Source organism: Peptoniphilus sp. (assembly GCF_034090345.1).
Taxonomy (GTDB): Bacteria; Bacillota; Clostridia; order Tissierellales; family Peptoniphilaceae; genus Peptoniphilus.
Genome location: NZ_JAXDSS010000075.1, coordinates 1 through 16,412 on the forward strand (window position 1 = coordinate 1; position 16,412 = coordinate 16,412).

Consider the following 16,412-nt stretch of genomic DNA (forward strand, 5'->3'; position numbering starts at 1 on the left):
TTAAAAATGAATTTTTCCACACATTATCAGACGTAGTGGATAGGTTGTGTGAAACGATAAATAAATTAACAAAAGAGATGGTTAAAAGTATCTCCAATAGGGATTGGTTATATATCTAGATTTAATAGGATAATAGTATAAGTAACTTTTATAATTATCCAACGTTAGTATAAACTCTTAGCACTGCCTATTTGACAGTGCTTTTTTTAAATTCTTCATAAATATATCTAATGGATTTGTTAAAAGTAGGATGAATGAAATGGGGAGCTATTTCGCAAAGAGGTTCCAACACAAATTCTCTTTCTGAAATATATGGATGAGGGACTATCAGATTATCTTGATAAATTTGTTGGTTTTCAACAAATAAAATATCTATATCAATAGTTCTAGGTCCCCAATGAATTTTTCTTTCTCTTCCTAAATCAAGTTCAATTTTTTGGATATGTTTTAATAACATCTGCAGAGAATATGTTGTTGAAATTTCAACTACAGAATTTTTAAAATCAGGTTGATCTTCTAAACCCCAAGCAGGAGTTGTATATATACTTGATTTATTTATTATTTTTGTATAATCATTTTCAATTTTTGAGTATGCACTGTTTAACAACTTAGTGGAATCTCCTAAATTTGAACCAAGTCCCAAGAAACAGCGCATTCTTTTTCTTGAGATTTGGACTAAAACTTCATCTAATGGCAGATGTACAGGAGCCCATGGTTTTTTTATACTGACTGTAACTTCATCAACCATAGTGTATTTTTTCAAAATAAATTGAGCTATCTCTTCAGCACAGGTTTCGATCAAGTCATTTGATTTAGATTTAAATAATTCTTGAACTTCTTCGGACAAAAATCCATAGTGAACAGATTTATCTAAATCATTTGTCAAGGCAGCGTCTTGAGTTTCAAGACCAAGAGATATATCAATTACAAATTTTTGGCCAAGAGTTTTTTCCTCTTTAAAAACACCGTGATTTGCAAAAATAATTAAATTTGAAATTTTAATATAATCCATAAAAACTCCTAATATTTGATTTCTAAATTCTTTTTATGATCGCCCCACTTACAACCTTCAGCTTTGCAATTGTAACAATCTCTTGACAGTTTATCAGCTTTGTAGAAAAGTGATTTAAAATTTAAACAATCACTTTTTTTTCTATGATTTTCAATAGCAGATAATATTAAAACTTTTTCATCATCTGTAAAATTTGTAGAAGAAAGGGCTTTTTTTGCTATATCTATAGATGCTAAATCATGAGGCATATCATTTTTATATTCGTAAGCTCTACCCAAATCATGAAGTAGAGCTGTACTGTAAATAACATCTTTGGAAATGGAAATATTATTTTCAAGACACAGAATATAGCAAATACGAGCGACATCTAAAAAATGGGTGAGATTGTGCCTGCAATAAATTCTGTCATCTTCCAAAGTTTTCAAATCCTTTAATAAGTCTTGAATAAAATCAAGTTTAAATATGATATTTGAATTTTCCATTATAGTCCCATTAATTTATAAGCTTCATTTTTTAAATTTAAATCTGTTTCAAATTTACCACGGGCAACAGAAGTCATAGTAGAAGTTCCCGGTTTTTTAACTCCACGCATATTCATACACATATGTTCAGCTTCTATAACTACAAGAGCTCCTTCCGAACTTAAAAATTCCATTAGAGCATCAGCTATTTCCATAGTAAGTCTTTCTTGAAGCTGAGGTTTTTTTGCATATAGTTCAACAGTTCTTGCAAGCTTTGAAAGTCCGGCAACTCTTCCGTTTGGAATATATGCAATATGAGCTTTTCCCCAGAAAGGAAGTAAGTGGTGCTCACACATAGAATAGAAAGGAATATCTTTTTCTACAACCATATTTTTATCAACTAATTCAAAAGTTTTTGAAAGATGTTTTTCAGCAGTTTGATTAATTCCTCCAAAAATTTCTTCATACATTCTAGCTACCCGTTGAGGTGTTTCAACTAATCCTTCTCTTGTAGGGTCTTCCCCTATAGCTTCAAGAATCATAGTGACAGCTTTTTCAATTTTATTTTTATCCATAATAACCTCTTTTATATTTTTATTTATATATACCTTTATTCCGGCATATTCTAACAATAAACCTTACTTAAGTCAAATGATTTACAAATTATTTGACACTGTATATTATATTACTTTTTATTCGATTTTTACAGCATTTGTAGGTAAAAATGTAGCATCGAACAAATTTATTTATGTCTATTTTTAGCGGTTTTATAATAAGATAAATAGTATTTAAGTTAATGAAATCAAATAGTCTAAATTACATTTTTCAAATTTATTAAATGAAAGTTAGCAAATTTATAGTATACTATTTTTAAGATTAACAATAAAAATTAAAAATGAATATATAAATTTGGGAGGAATTATGCATCAATATAGGGGTAGGTTAATTGTACACACAGGTTCTATGTTTAGTGGAAAAACTTCCAGCTTAGAAAGAGAGATCAAGAGGTTTCAAATTGCAGGATATAAAACTGTAGCATTTAAACCTAAATTGGATACAAGGGGAGAAGAACAAAGGATATCAACTCATGATAATACACATTTAAATGCTGTTATGTGTGACAATATAGATACTATTGCCGAGTATATAGAAAATAATGAAGTTGACGTAATTGGAATTGATGAGGTTCAATTTTTAGAAGGAGATATACAAAGAATTTTGGACCAAATAAATGAATTCTTAAAAAAGAAAAAGACAGTAGTTGTTGCAGGACTTGATATGGACTTTGAAGCAAACCCATTTGATTTGGTAAAAGAATTGATGGCAAGAGCAGATTATCTATATAAACATCACGCAGTGTGTACTGTGTGTGGTGCTGATGCTTGGGTGTCTCATAGAAAGTCAAAAGATACAAATAGAATTGTTATAGGGGCAAGTGATGAATATGAGCCTCTATGCAGAAATTGTTACAATGAACTACTTGACACAAATACAAATAAAAGTTTATAATTTAAACATAAATAAAGGAGAATGAATTATGACACCACGTGAATCAGAGATTATGGAGCTTATCAAAAAAACGCCGACAATATCTCAACAAGAAATAGCAGATATATTGAATATTAAACGTTCGTCAGTGGCGGTTCACATCAATAATTTGTCAAAGCAAGGATATATATTGGGTAGACGTTATATTTTCAGAGAATCACCTTTGATAACAGTAATAGGGGGTGCCAATGTAGATGTAATTGGCTATCCGGATTCCACAATAATAAAAAAAGACTCTAATCCAGGGACTATAGTAAAGTCAGGTGGTGGAGTTGGTAGAAATATTTGTGAGAATTTAGCAAAACTTAGTGCTCCAGTGTCTTTTATCGGAGCTTTTGGAGAAGATAGCAATGGAGATATGCTTATAAATGGTTTAAAGGAAATAGGGGCAAATACAGATGACGTATTTATTTTTCAAGATACACCAACTTCAACTTATCTAGCTATTTTAAATGAAGATAGGGATATGGAGTTTGCAATAAACGATATGAGTATAGTTGAAAAATTAACTCCAGATATGCTATTTAAGAAAAAGAAAAAGATAGAAAATGCAAATTGTGTAGTAATGGATACGAATTTGCCTGAGAATACTATCAAATATCTTTTAAAGGATGTAAAACAAAAGTTTTATATCGATTGTGTTTCTGATAAAAAAGCAGAAAAATTGGTTGAGTGTTTAGATAAAATTTATTTCTTAAAAGCAAATAAATATGAAGCTCAATTTTTAAGTGGAATAGAAATTAATTCCGTAGAAGAGGCTCAAAGAGCAGCTGAAATTCTTTTTGAAAAAGGAATAAAATCTGTAGTAATCACTATAGGTGAATTGGGATTAGTTTATAAGGATAGAAATAATTCATTACATTTAAAATCAAAACCTATGAAAATCGAAAATGCTTCAGGAGCAGGAGATGCTTTTATGGCAGGATATGTCTATGGAGATTATACAAAAATGGATTTAATGAGCAAGCTTAAATATGCAACAGCTTGTAGCAGAGTGGCACTAAAATCAAAGTCAACTACGATTGAAACAGTTGCGATTGGCTCAATAGAGGAGGAAATGGAAAATGTTGAATAAAGAATTAATGAAGAAATATATGGTTATAAGCGAAGAAGTTCAAGAGGCAATGGATAGTGGAAAGCCTGTAGTTGCTCTAGAATCAACTATCATCTCACATGGTATGCCATATCCACAAAATTTAGAAACTGCAAAAGCTTGTGAAGAAATAGTTAGAGAAAATGGTTGTGTTCCAGCTACTACTGCAATCATAGATGGAAAAATCAGAGTTGGTCTTTCAGAAGAAGAATTAGAATTTATGGCAACTTCTAAAGATATTATAAAATGCTCAAGAAGAGACTATGCTTATGTTGTTGCAAATGGCTTAAACGGAGCGACAACAGTTGCAACTTCTATTATTACAGCTTCTTTAGCTGGAATAAAACTTCTTGTAACTGGAGGAATTGGTGGAGTGCACAGAGGCGCTGAAGAAACATTTGATATTTCTCGTGACTTACAAGAGATAGCGTCAAATAACGTTGCTGTAGTATGTGCAGGAGCTAAATCTATTTTGGATATAGGTCTTACTCTTGAATATCTTGAAACATTTGGTGTACCTGTATTTGGATATCAAACTAAAGAAATGCCAGCTTTCTACACAAGAAGCTCAGGATTTAATTTAGATTATAAAATGGATGAAACATCTGAAATAGCTAATGCTATTAGTACAAAATGGGATTTAGGTTTAAATGGTGGAGTTGTAGTTGCAAATCCAATTCCTGAAGAAGATGAAATGGATGCTAATGTAATCAATAAAGCTATTGAATTAGCTCTTATAGATGCAAAGAAAGAGGGAATACACGGAAAAGAAACAACACCTTTCTTACTTGGTAGAGTTTTGACAGCAACAGGTGGAAATTCTCTTGAATCAAATATAGCTCTTGTAAAGAACAATGCTAAAATAGGTGCTCAAATTGCAAGAGAACTTTACAACAATTAAAAAGACATCGGATAGTAAATGCTTTTTTTCACATGCGACAGTGCCGTATGATTTAAATGAAGGCGGAAGTGTTTATGGAGCAAGACTTTTAGAATGGGCAGATAATTTATCTGGATTGGTATCTATAAAACACAGAAGAGGTTCGGTTACAACAGCTTCATTTGACCAATTTAATTTTGTAAATCCTATACAACTTGGGGATTTTATTTTCGGAGAAGCTTTTATTTCTGGAACAGGAGATGCTTCGATGGAGATATTTTTAAAATTTGTTGGAGAAAAATCTGTTACTGGAGAAAAATATTTGGCTGCATTTGGATTCGTTACTTATGCTGCTAAAAAATTAAAGCCTGGAGAAAAAGTGCCTAAGATTATAGGCGAAACAGATGAAGAGCTTTCGATAATGCAAGGCTACGAAGAAAGAAAAAAGATAATAAGAGAAAAAATAGAACGAAATAAGGCATTGACAGAAATAATAAAATTATAGCTTGGGTAACCGAGCTATTTTTTTATTTCATCAATATGTTAAAATTATAGGTATGAAAAGAGATATAGTACCAGGAACAGAATACATAATTTATCAAGACGATGAAAATTTTAAATATACTTTTGATTCACTTGCACTGACAAGTTTTGCAAAAGCAAAAGGAGTATGTGTTGATTTAGGTGCGGGGTTTGGAATAATAGGATTTAGAGTTATAAATCGAGTTGATAAAATAATAAACTTTGAAATAAATGAAGAAGCTTTAAATCTTTTGAAACTATCAGCAGAAGAAAATAAAATTGATGAGAAAATAGAAAATTATAATATTGATGTGAGAAATATTGGTATTGTTTTGAATAGGCAAATAGCAGATGTTGTGATTACTAATCCACCTTACTTTGATTCAGGACTAAAACCGAAAAATAAGAGCAGAGATTTGGCGAGACATTCAAGTGATTTAATAGATTTTTTCAGAGCGGCAGATTATGTTTTAAAAAATTCAGGAAGATTTTATGCCGTTTTACCAGTTGACAGAATGGTAGATACTATAGTTGGCTTGAGAGAAAACCATATTGAGCCAAGAAGAATACTACTTATAAAAAAGAACTGTAGTGCAGAAAGTAATAGATTTTTGATTGAAGGGATAAAAGAAAAACCTAAAGGAATGAAAATTTCAGAAATTAATTTATATAATGATGGTGAAACTACTGAAGAATTTAAAAAAATATATAGGAATGAGAGGATAGGATGATTTATTTTTGCCCAACTCCGATAGGAAATTTATCGGATATAACAATGCGAACTTTAGAAGTTTTTGAAAAAGTAGATTTAATAGCTTGTGAAGATACAAGAGTTACAATGAAGTTGTTAAGTCATTTTAATATAAAAAAGCAATTAATTGCCTATCATAAGTTTAATGAAAGAGAAAAAGCTGAAGAGCTAATAGAACTTTCAAAAGAAAAAGATATTGCTTTGGTTTCAGACGCGGGTATGCCAGGTATTTCAGACCCAGGCGCTGTTTTAGCTAATGAGTTGATAAAAAGTGGAGTTGAATTCAATGTCCTTCCAGGAGCAAACGCAGCGACAGTTGCTCTTATAAATTCAGGATTAAACACAGACCATTTTCTATTTTATGGGTTTTTAAATTCTAAATCATCTGCGAGGTTGAAGGAATTAGATACACTTAAGAGTTTTCCGTACACTATGATATTTTATGAAGCTCCTCACAGAATTTTAAAAGTCTTGGAAGATATGAAAACAGTATTTGGGGATAGGAATGTGTCAGTTTCAAGAGAGCTTACAAAGATGTATGAAACTACTTACAGAGGAAAGATTTCAGAAGTTATAGAAAATGTCCACGAAAAGGGAGAATTTGTAATAGTAGTTGAGGGTAATACAGAGGAAGAGGAATTTGATATAAAAGCACTTTTAATCGAAAAAATTTCTAATGGAGTAAAATTGTCTCACGCAGTAAAACAAGTTAGTGCAGAAACCAGAATAAATAAAAATGAAATATATAAAATTAGCCTTGAACTAAAGGAGACAGAAAATGCCTAATATAGAGGGAATGAAAGCACAAGTTCAAGAATTAAATGAACAGTTAAAAGAAAAATATAATGAATTCTTTTCAATGGACAATGAAACATTTAGAAAAGATATTCTTTCTAGAATCGGCTCAATAAAAAGTATGAGAAAGCTTGAGCCTAATATATTAAAAGATTTAGGAATTATAGTAGGAGTAGATGGTTCTGTTATGAAAGTTGGAGGAGCAGACCCTCATTATGTAGAAGTTTATCAAGCATTGGCAAAGCCGACGAAGGGAAAAGATATATACTCTAATCAACTCTACTCGCCAATAACTGATTCTCTAAGCAACGGAGAGAGTCTTAAGAGAGAAGTTCTACTTTCTCAAATTGAAATGGACGTGGCTATAGACAGTGCTGAAAATGAAAAGCCAAGCATTTTAATGATGGACGGTGGCTTAATAAGATATAAGATAAACGATTCAAAAAAATTTGAAGAGCTTGTAGAAGTTTGTCTTGAAAATGATGTGCTGTTAATGGGAGTTATAAAGGATTTAAAAACTGACGTAATTTCAAGGACGATAGGTAAGAATTCCTATTATGACAGAGAATTAATCTATGGAAGACTTAATCGTGGGGAAATTTTAGTTATAAATGATGAAAACAACAAAAAATTTGAAGAGGCAAATCTCGTGTCGGCATTTTTGAGATGTAGCACAGATTCTATGATAATAGGATTGGATATACTTAAAGAATATCGAGATAAATTAGAATTAGTTGCCGATTTGGTATATACACTTACACCTGAACATTCAAGAGGAGTTCCATTGTGGCTAGATATTGTGGATTCAGAAGTTAAAATAACAGATGAATTAGTTAAGACACTATTAGAAGAATACATGGACAGAGATATATACAGAAGATTTTTTGTATCTGAGAGAGATGGGAGAACTTTATGATAGAAAATGAGAAAATGACCGTTGTTGGGCTTACATCTTCTAGAGAAGTTTATGCAGCAAATAGAAAGAGAAATTTTAGAATAAATGAATTTTTAATAGTAGAGGATGCACAAGGGCAACTTATTTCAGAAGTTGTTGAAGCAAATACTTTTAATAGGTATATTCCAATGTCAAAAGGTGGAGATTTTGTTGACCAATCAGTGATAAGTTCTCTACAAGCAATAGGATGGAATGTAAATGAAGAAACTATTTATATTGCCAAACTAAGACTTTTGAGAGAAGCTCAGTTCCCTGTAATGTCCGGAAGTAAGATAAGGGTTCCTGAATTTTATGAAGTAAAAAATCTTTTGATATCATCTGAACCTGAAACAGGACTGGTACTTGGCGCTATAAGAAACACTGATAGTTTAACTTTGAACATGGAAGATAAGTACAAAGGTCTTTTTACAACTTTTGAGAATGGAATTAGAATTCCACAAAAAGACGTGCCGTATATTTTAGATTATAAGAGTATGCACGAATATCCACACGTTGGAGTTTTTGGCGGATCCGGGTCAGGTAAGAGTTTTGGTATAAGAGTTTTGATTGAAGAAATTATGAAAAAGGGAATACCAACTATTGTAATGGACCCTCATTTTGAAATGAGTTTTGCAAATTCAAAGTCTGATGTAAATTATGAGGGTAAATATAATTGCAGACAAATAGGGATAGACATAGGTATAAAATTTGAAGATTTGAGTACTGGAGATTTGAAGAATCTATTAGATACTTCAGGAAGCATATCTGATGCCATGAGAAACACCATAGATATTATGTTTAAACGAGGGGAAAATTATTACACTTTTTCTAATAGATTGAATGAATTGTTGGTTGCTTTTGAATATGGAAGTACTGATAAAATAAATAGAAAGATAGAAGAAGTCGATGCTATGGGAGATAGTGTTGAAAGTGAAAAATTTAGAAATGTAAGGGCAACTTATGAAAAATATGGTAATTCAACTAATCAAGCAACTGTAAGGGGCATATTGTGGAGACTTCAAAGGCTTAAGAATGAAGGAGTTCTCGATAAGGATATAACACCTACTGTAGATGGAATAATGTCAGGAAAAGTTGAGGTAATACAGGGTTCAACTAGAATGATTCAAGTGTTTGCAACTTATCTTGTAAATAAACTCTACAATATGAGAAGGGATTATAGAGAAGGGAAATATGCAGGTCATGTGCATGATTTCTTCCCACCTTTTATAGTCATAACTGATGAAGCACATAATTTTGCTCCAAAAGGAGTAGACTCTCCAACAAAACATATATTGAGAGAAATAGCACAAGAAGGTCGTAAGTACGGAGTGTTTTTAGTATTGGCTACTCAAAGGCCAACTCTACTAGATGACACTATAACAGCTCAGTTAAATACAAAATTGATATTTAGAACTGTACGGGCTTCTGATATTGATACAATAAGAGAAGAGACGGATATTTCAACAGAAGAGTCAAAGAGATTGCCCTATTTACAAACTGGGGATGTGTTTGTATCTTCTTCGAAATTAGGAAGAACATCGTATGTGAGAATAAGGTATGCGGATACAGAATCTCCTCATAAGGAGAATCCTTTTGATGAATTGCAAACTCTCCGCGAAAAAGATCATGAAGAATTTTATGAGAAGATAAGAGAAGTTTTACCAATAGCAACTTCTGTAGGATCAATAGAAGTTTTAAGACATTTAAAAAATAAAGGGACAGACTTGACAGTTGAACAATTGAAATTAAAATTAGATGAACTTGTTAGGAGCGGATATTTAAAAGTTGAAAGTAGCTTTTTAGGAGAACAATACATGTCTAATAAGTAGGGCTTATGATTGTAAAATACTAAGTTCTAGGTTATAATAGATTTTAAAATTAAGAAAAAGGTGATTAAATGGAATTTGGGATTTTATCTGTGGTTCCACCTATAGTGGCAATAGTTTTGGCGCTTATAACAAAAGAAGTAATCACATCTCTCTTACTTGGAATAGTGGCGGGGGGATTGATTTTAACAGGTGGAGATATAGTACTTGCATTTGAAAAAGTTTTTACTTTGATGGGAACAAAAGTTGGAGATAATGCACTTATGATAATATTTCTTGCGCTTTTGGGTTCATTGGTAATGGTGATGAACATGGCTGGAGGTTCATTTGCTTATGGGAAATGGGCTAGCAAAAAAATAAGCAACAAAAAAAGTGCAAAACTTGCAACGGCTCTTTTAGGAATTTTAATATTTATTGACGACTATTTTAACTGTCTTACAGTTGGAGCTGTAATGAAACCTATAATAGATGAAAACAAGGTTTCAAGGGCAAAACTTGCTAATATTATAGATTCAACAGCAGCACCAATTTGTATTTTAGCACCGGTATCAAGCTGGGCAGCTTCAGTGGTTGCCATAATTGGTGATACTGGAGTAAAGAACCCTATGAACGTATTTTTAAGTACAATACCTTTGAATTTGTATGCACTACTTACAATTTTAACTGTAATATATTTTTCTTTTTCAAAGTATGAATTAGGTTCAATGGAATCATACGAAAGAGATGATACATCAAGAATCATAACTAAAGAAGAAGTAGGATATACTCATTCAGATAAGGGAAAGGTTATAGATTTAATTCTTCCAATAATTGTGCTAATAAGTGTTACAATTTTAATGATGATGAGAACAGGAGGATTTTTTGAAGGTTCTGCAACAGCAGCGGAAGCCTTTGGAAATGCAAATGTAAATTTATCGTTAGTAATAGGTTCTGTTCTGGCTATAGGGTGTGCATTTTTAATGTACATACCAAGAAAATTAGTTAGCTTTAGAATGTTTATGGATGGAATAGTAGATGGTATGAAGTCGATGATTGCGGCTATAGTAATACTTACACTCGCTTGGACCATAGGTGGAATAACAAGCACAGACTATTTGAATACAGGTGGATATATATCAGGGTTGATACAAAGTTCAAATATGCCTATGTGGATTTTACCAACTATAATATTTATAGTGGCAAGTTTTCTTGCTTTTTCAACAGGTACAGCATGGGGAACATTCGGTATATTGATCCCTATATTAGTCCCAATACTTGTTCAGTCAAATCATATGCACTATCTTAGTATAGTACTTGCGGCGATATTTTCAGGTTCAGTATTTGGAGACCATTGTTCACCAATTTCTGATACTACAATTTTATCTTCAGCAGGAGCAGGATGCGATCATATAGCCCATGTATCAAGTCAGATGACTTATGCCATAGTTTGTGCAGGAGCATCAATTACAGGATTCTTTGTAGCTGGAATAATGCAAAATCAAATAGTTGCACTTCCTGTAGCACTAGTTAGTTTAGTTGTATTAATAGCTATTATGAAGAGAAGAACTATAGCGAAACTTGGAGTTAAATAAATTAAAAGAAGTAGGAATAGAGGATAATAATGCAAAAACTTGAAAATTTTCAAATAGATGACTATTTAAAAATGGCGTTAAAAGAAGATATAACTCATGAAGATGTGACTACAAATGCTATATACACATCTAAAAAGAGAGCGTCAGTTGAACTTTTATCTAAAGATGAAGGAGTTATAGCCGGAATAGATGTTTTTAAAAGGGTATTCCAACTTATTGATTCAGATGTTGAATTTGAAATTTATAAAGAAGATGGAGCTGAAGTAAAAAAAGGAGACTTAATTGCCAAAGTATTTGGAGATGTTAGAACGCTTTTAACGGGGGAGAGAGCAGCTCTTAACTATATGCAAAGAATGAGTGGTGTCGCAACGTACGCAAATAAGCTAGTTAAAGCATTAAATGACCCGAAAACTCAAATTGTAGACACTAGAAAGACAACGCCTAATATGAGAATTTTTGAAAAGTATGCGACAAGAGTAGGTGGAGCCAAAAACCACAGATACAATCTTTCTGATGCGATACTTTTAAAGGACAATCATATAGCAGCGGCAGGTTCAGTGTATGAAGCTATCAATATGGCAAGGGATTATGCTTCTTTTGTAACAAAGATAGAAATTGAAGTTGAAAACTTAGAGATGGTTTCAGAAGCTGTAGATGCAGGCGCAGATATTATAATGCTTGATAATATGGATGTAGAAACTATAAAGAAAGCAATAGAAATAATAAACGGAACAGCATATATAGAACTTTCAGGGAATGTTAGTCTTGAAAATGTTGGTGAGTATAGAGGCTTGGGAGCTGATTTTATATCAAGTGGTTCAATAACACACTCTGCAAAAATTTTAGACTTATCTATGAAAAATTTAAAAATAGAAGAATAAAGTTTTAAAGAGCCTTTTTAGCAAGGCTCTTTTTGTATGCTATTAATTACAATCTTATGTAGGCAAAACCATTTTCTTGAAGTTTTACAAGTTTAGTTACTATTAAGTCATCAACTTGTACACCTGAAGGTAAGAAGTTTGAATCGAGGTTGTTATTTTCGAGTCCAAACTTCGAAATAGTGATGTTAACTTTGGGATTACGTAATAGATCATCAAAGTCAATGCCGCTGTATTTACCAAAAAGACTAGCCGCATCACTACCAACTATTACTTCGACTTCGGGCTCACTTGCAATTAAATCTCTAATATTTTGTATATTAGTTTGCCATTTATTCAACTCTAAAATATGAAAAATAACTTTCATAAGCACCTCCTAATTATTAATTACTTACCAATTTTAGACATTTTTTAAACATATAAGTGATAAAATTTTATTGTATGATATAATATAAAAAATAATATGTTTAGGAGAAGAAGATTGAAAGCAATACTTACAATTATAGGAAAAGACTTTACAGGGATAGTTTATAGAACTTCAGAATTATTAGTTAAATACAACATTAATATCTTGGATATAAATCAAACAATAATGGATGATAAATTTACTGCAATGATGATGGTTGATTTGACTAATGCAAACACAACTTTTACAGAAGTTGTAGAAGGTTTTGATAAATTAGGAGAAGAAATTGGAGTTTACATAAAGATTCAAAATGAAGATATCTTTAATAAAATGCACAGAATTTAGGTGAATCATGGATAGAAGAAATATATTAGAAACTATAAAAATGCTTGAAGATGAGCATTTAGATATAAGAACTGTTACAATGGGAATTTCTCTTTTAGATTGCATAGACTCGGATTCAAAAAAGGCAACTCAAAGAATTTATGAAAAGATGATGAGAGAAACTGAAAATTTTTTGAAGACTACAAGTGCGATTGAAAAGATGTATGGAGTTCCAATAATAAATAATAGAATTTCTGTAACACCTATAGCTCTTATAGCAGCAGCATCAGAATTAAAAGACTATACGCCTTATGCAAAAGTGCTTGATAAAGTTGCTAAGGAAGTAGGAGTAGATTTCATTGGTGGATTTTCAGCAATGGTACAAAAGGGAATGGGCCTTGGAGATTTGAACCTTATAAATTCAATTCCAAGAGCATTGGCAGAAACAACTTATGTTTGCTCAAGTGTAAATGTTGCATCTACAAAAGCAGGCATGAATTTAGATGCTATAGGGTTACTTGGGCATAAGATAAAAGAACTTGCTGAGTTGACTAAAGAAGCAGATTCTATTGGATGTGCTAAATTTGTTGCATTTGCAAATGCTGTTGAAGACAATCCTTTTATGGCAGGAGCTTTCCACGGAATAACAGAATCAGATACAGTTATTAACGTTGGAGTTTCGGGCCCCGGAGTAGTCAAAGTTGCAATAGATAAATTAAAAGGTGCACCTATTGATGAAGTATATGAAACGATTAAAAAGACTGCATTTAAAATAACAAGAATGGGGGAACTTGTAGGTAGAGAAGTTTCACAAAGGCTGAATAAAAACTTTGGAATAATAGATTTATCACTTGCTCCTACACCGGCAGTAGGAGATTCTGTAGGAAGAATTCTTGAAGAGATTGGTATTGAAACTGTTGGAGGACATGGAACTACAGCAGCTCTTGCAATGTTAAATGATGCAGTTAAAAAAGGTGGAATAATGGCATCATCAAGCGTTGGAGGATTATCAGGAGCATTTATTCCTGTTTCTGAAGATGAAGGTATGATAAAAGCAGCAAAATCAGGACATTTAACTTTTGATAAATTAGAAGCCATGACCGCAGTGTGCTCAGTAGGGCTAGATATGATTGCAATACCAGGTGATACTGAAGCTGAAACAATTTCTGCAATGATAGCAGATGAAGCTGCGATTGGTGTGATAAATGGAAAGACTACAGCAGTTAGAGTAATTCCTGTAGTAGGAAAAGGCGTTGAAGAATTTGCTGAGTTTGGTGGATTACTTGGTTATGCGCCTATAATGGATATAGGGAATAATTCAGCAAAGGACTTTATAAATAGAGGAGGAAGAATTCCTGCTCCGGTTCACAGTTTTAAAAATTAATTATAATGAGGTAAGCTCTGTTGAATGTAACAGAGCTTTATTTATAGACAAATTGTTGTTGAAATTTTTGATGGCTAATCTTTTTTTGTAGTAATAGAATATAAGTTGAAAAGGAAATTTTATGTATAACAATTTTTAATATTTAAGTGAAAAGGAGAAATTCTATGAGAGAAAAAATTTTCCCTATATTTATTATAGTAATAACTACTTTGTGCAGTTTGATATGGTTTGTAACAAGAGAACCTATAGCAGATAAAGATATACTATATAAAAAAATATATGAAACAATTTCAGACTTTAATATTATGGTAAAAGATATATCCAGTATAGATATTCAAACTGAAATAAGTAGCACAAGCAGAAAAAGTAAGTTTATTAAAATTCCTATAACGAGAGAAAAAGGCGTTATGGTATTTAAAAAGAATGGAGAAATTAATGAGATAGACCAGATAGGCTTAATAGAAGATTATGATAATGTTAGAAAGTCTATACCTAAAAATGAAAAAGTAGATAAATTCTCTAGAAAAGAATACATAAATTATATTATAGAAAAATATATTCCTAATGAATACAGAACTATAGAAAATCAACCTTTTTTAAATTTAGGACACAGAATAGCATGTTTAAAAAATAATGAATATGAAATAAAAAATTATTATGATAGCTACGTATTTATAGTTCCATATTCAGGTAATACAGTTTATACATTTTATAGAGTAGATGAATTTGAAATAAAAGAAGGACCTAAAATTACTGAAGAAGAGGCAATAAAAATAGCAAAAGATGTGTACGATAATGACGATTATACTGAAAAACCTTTTGAATTAGCGGAAGTTGAATTAGTTGTAAAAGGAGAAAATAATAATTTTGGTAGGTCATTTTGGAGAAGTGCATCTAATAAAAAGTTACATTTAGTTTATTCGGTAATATCAAAATCAAGAGATAAAATATATGTTGATGCTATAACAGGAAAAGTTATTGGTGGAGATTCAGAAGCTTAAAATAATAAAGTGAAATTTCGTATATTATACAAAAAATAAGTTACATTTTATAAAATTTCAAATGGATACTTTTAAGAAAAATGAAATAAAAAATGAATAGAGTGTATTTCAAATAGTAATGATTACAGGGGAAAATATAGTACCTATATCTTTAATTAAAGACTACTAAGAAAGTAAGAATTATTATTTTATAGTTTTTACTGGAGAAATAATAGTTACATTAAGCAAAGATGAATTTTAACTGAGAAGCTTGTAAACTTTTAAGGACTATATTAAGAAATGTCTTAAGAATATAGCTACAGTTATTGTAATTTATCTTTCTGTATTTATATTAATTAACGTGAAGTATTTATTTGCACTTTTATTATGATAGATTTTAAATTATTTAATATTTTCAGGTAAAATTAAAATAATTTTAAGGAGTTAAGAATATGAAAAGTAAAACACATATAAAATTCTATATAATAAGTTTCTTGCAATTTTTAATGGAGGAAATAGTAGGTACTTCTTTGATAATATTTTTATTATATAAGGATTTATCTTTAAAAGAAGTAAATTTTTTATTAGCATTTGGCTTTTTTATTGTGTGGATAGGTGAGATACCTACAGGGTTAGTGGCAGATAAATATGGGAGAAAAGCTTCTATAATTATAGGGCTGATATTACATTTGATATATTTGTATACATTTATAGAAAAACAGGGATATTATATTTTGTTACTTGCTTCAATATTTTCTGGATTATATACTTGTTTTATTTCAGGTAGTTTAGAAGCATGGGTTGTTGAAAATACAGATAGACCAATAGAAGAAATTTTTTCAAACAATAATATTATTAGAAATGTAGCAGGAATTACAGCCGGAATATTTGGGGCAATATTGGCATCTAAAAATTTAGTATATCCATGGATATTTAGTTTTGCAATTAGTGTAATATTGTTAATTTTTATTATATTTTTTGTATCAGATAATTTTAGATATATGAGTGGGGATAAAAAACAAACAATTAAATCAATATCTATTAATT

The 16,412-nt window shown here is 31.1% G+C and carries 18 protein-coding genes; 14 read left to right on the top strand and 4 right to left on the bottom strand.

The annotated features are described in order from the left end of the window. Positions 1–187: 187 nt before the first annotated feature. Genes folK through folE form a run of 3 tightly spaced genes read right to left on the bottom strand, consistent with a single transcriptional unit; the run spans position 188 to position 2,048 of the window. The gene (folK, locus tag SOR77_RS06890) at positions 188–1,012 is read right to left on the bottom strand and encodes a 2-amino-4-hydroxy-6-hydroxymethyldihydropteridine diphosphokinase (RefSeq protein ID WP_320636402.1); all 825 of its coding nucleotides are present in this window, start codon (positions 1,010–1,012) and stop codon (positions 188–190) included. Positions 1,013–1,020: 8 nt separating this feature from the next. After that, the gene (locus tag SOR77_RS06895; RefSeq protein WP_320636403.1) at positions 1,021–1,494 is read right to left on the bottom strand and encodes an HD domain-containing protein; all 474 of its coding nucleotides are present in this window, start codon (positions 1,492–1,494) and stop codon (positions 1,021–1,023) included. Continuing rightward, positions 1,494–2,048: a GTP cyclohydrolase I FolE gene (folE, locus tag SOR77_RS06900; RefSeq protein WP_320636404.1), complete on the bottom strand. Its 555-nt coding sequence runs from the start codon at positions 2,046–2,048 to the stop codon at positions 1,494–1,496. Before folE ends, SOR77_RS06895 begins: the two co-directional genes overlap by 1 nt. A gap of 346 nt (positions 2,049–2,394) precedes the next feature. Between folE and SOR77_RS06905 the strand changes: the two genes are divergently transcribed. The 10 genes from SOR77_RS06905 (at position 2,395) to nadC (ending at position 12,274) form a co-directional block, all read left to right on the top strand. Then, the gene (locus tag SOR77_RS06905) at positions 2,395–2,982 is read left to right on the top strand and encodes a thymidine kinase (protein WP_320636405.1); all 588 of its coding nucleotides are present in this window, start codon (positions 2,395–2,397) and stop codon (positions 2,980–2,982) included. A gap of 28 nt (positions 2,983–3,010) precedes the next feature. Continuing rightward, positions 3,011–4,096 carry a carbohydrate kinase gene (locus tag SOR77_RS06910; protein ID WP_320636406.1) on the top strand — a complete coding sequence of 362 codons (1,086 nt, stop codon included), beginning with the start codon at positions 3,011–3,013 and terminating at the stop codon, positions 4,094–4,096. A 7-nt stretch (positions 4,097–4,103) separates the two neighbouring features. Further along, the gene (locus SOR77_RS06915; RefSeq protein WP_414153391.1) at positions 4,104–5,015 is read left to right on the top strand and encodes a pseudouridine-5'-phosphate glycosidase; all 912 of its coding nucleotides are present in this window, start codon (positions 4,104–4,106) and stop codon (positions 5,013–5,015) included. Continuing rightward, positions 4,981–5,499, top strand: a complete 519-nt coding sequence (locus SOR77_RS06920) for an acyl-CoA thioesterase (RefSeq protein ID WP_320636408.1) — start codon at positions 4,981–4,983, stop codon at positions 5,497–5,499. The genes SOR77_RS06915 and SOR77_RS06920 overlap by 35 nt, the downstream gene beginning before the upstream one ends. A 52-nt stretch (positions 5,500–5,551) precedes the next feature. Further along, positions 5,552–6,247 carry a tRNA1(Val) (adenine(37)-N6)-methyltransferase gene (locus tag SOR77_RS06925; RefSeq protein ID WP_320636409.1) on the top strand — a complete coding sequence of 232 codons (696 nt, stop codon included), beginning with the start codon at positions 5,552–5,554 and terminating at the stop codon, positions 6,245–6,247. Further along, positions 6,244–7,053: a 16S rRNA (cytidine(1402)-2'-O)-methyltransferase gene (gene rsmI, locus SOR77_RS06930; protein ID WP_320636410.1), complete on the top strand. Its 810-nt coding sequence runs from the start codon at positions 6,244–6,246 to the stop codon at positions 7,051–7,053. Before SOR77_RS06925 ends, rsmI begins: the two co-directional genes overlap by 4 nt. Then, positions 7,046–7,978, top strand: a complete 933-nt coding sequence (locus SOR77_RS06935; protein ID WP_320636411.1) for a DNA double-strand break repair nuclease NurA — start codon at positions 7,046–7,048, stop codon at positions 7,976–7,978. The genes rsmI and SOR77_RS06935 overlap by 8 nt, the downstream gene beginning before the upstream one ends. Next, complete coding sequence (locus tag SOR77_RS06940; protein ID WP_320636412.1) at positions 7,975–9,825, top strand: ATP-binding protein; 1,851 nt, start codon at positions 7,975–7,977, stop codon at positions 9,823–9,825. Before SOR77_RS06935 ends, SOR77_RS06940 begins: the two co-directional genes overlap by 4 nt. Before the next feature lie 68 nt (positions 9,826–9,893). Beyond that, positions 9,894–11,393 carry a Na+/H+ antiporter NhaC family protein gene (locus tag SOR77_RS06945; protein WP_320636413.1) on the top strand — a complete coding sequence of 500 codons (1,500 nt, stop codon included), beginning with the start codon at positions 9,894–9,896 and terminating at the stop codon, positions 11,391–11,393. Positions 11,394–11,422: 29 nt separating this feature from the next. Further along, positions 11,423–12,274, top strand: coding sequence for a carboxylating nicotinate-nucleotide diphosphorylase (gene nadC, locus SOR77_RS06950; protein ID WP_320636414.1), 852 nt, complete (start codon positions 11,423–11,425; stop codon positions 12,272–12,274). A gap of 46 nt (positions 12,275–12,320) precedes the next feature. Here nadC and SOR77_RS06955 read toward each other — a convergent pair whose 3' ends face one another. Then, positions 12,321–12,638, bottom strand: a complete 318-nt coding sequence (locus SOR77_RS06955) for a hypothetical protein (protein WP_320636415.1) — start codon at positions 12,636–12,638, stop codon at positions 12,321–12,323. Between the two features lie 114 nt (positions 12,639–12,752). Here SOR77_RS06955 and SOR77_RS06960 point away from each other — a divergent pair, with 114 nt between their 5' ends. The 4 genes from SOR77_RS06960 to SOR77_RS06975 form a co-directional block, all read left to right on the top strand. After that, positions 12,753–13,022 carry an ACT domain-containing protein gene (locus SOR77_RS06960; protein ID WP_004822357.1) on the top strand — a complete coding sequence of 90 codons (270 nt, stop codon included), beginning with the start codon at positions 12,753–12,755 and terminating at the stop codon, positions 13,020–13,022. Between the two features lie 7 nt (positions 13,023–13,029). Further along, positions 13,030–14,385, top strand: a complete 1,356-nt coding sequence (locus SOR77_RS06965; RefSeq protein WP_320636416.1) for a PFL family protein — start codon at positions 13,030–13,032, stop codon at positions 14,383–14,385. A 164-nt stretch (positions 14,386–14,549) separates the two neighbouring features. Continuing rightward, positions 14,550–15,386: a hypothetical protein gene (locus tag SOR77_RS06970; RefSeq protein WP_320636417.1), complete on the top strand. Its 837-nt coding sequence runs from the start codon at positions 14,550–14,552 to the stop codon at positions 15,384–15,386. Positions 15,387–15,817: 431 nt separating this feature from the next. Further along, on the top strand, positions 15,818–16,412 hold a 595-nt coding region (locus SOR77_RS06975), incomplete at its 3' end, for an MFS transporter (protein ID WP_320636418.1).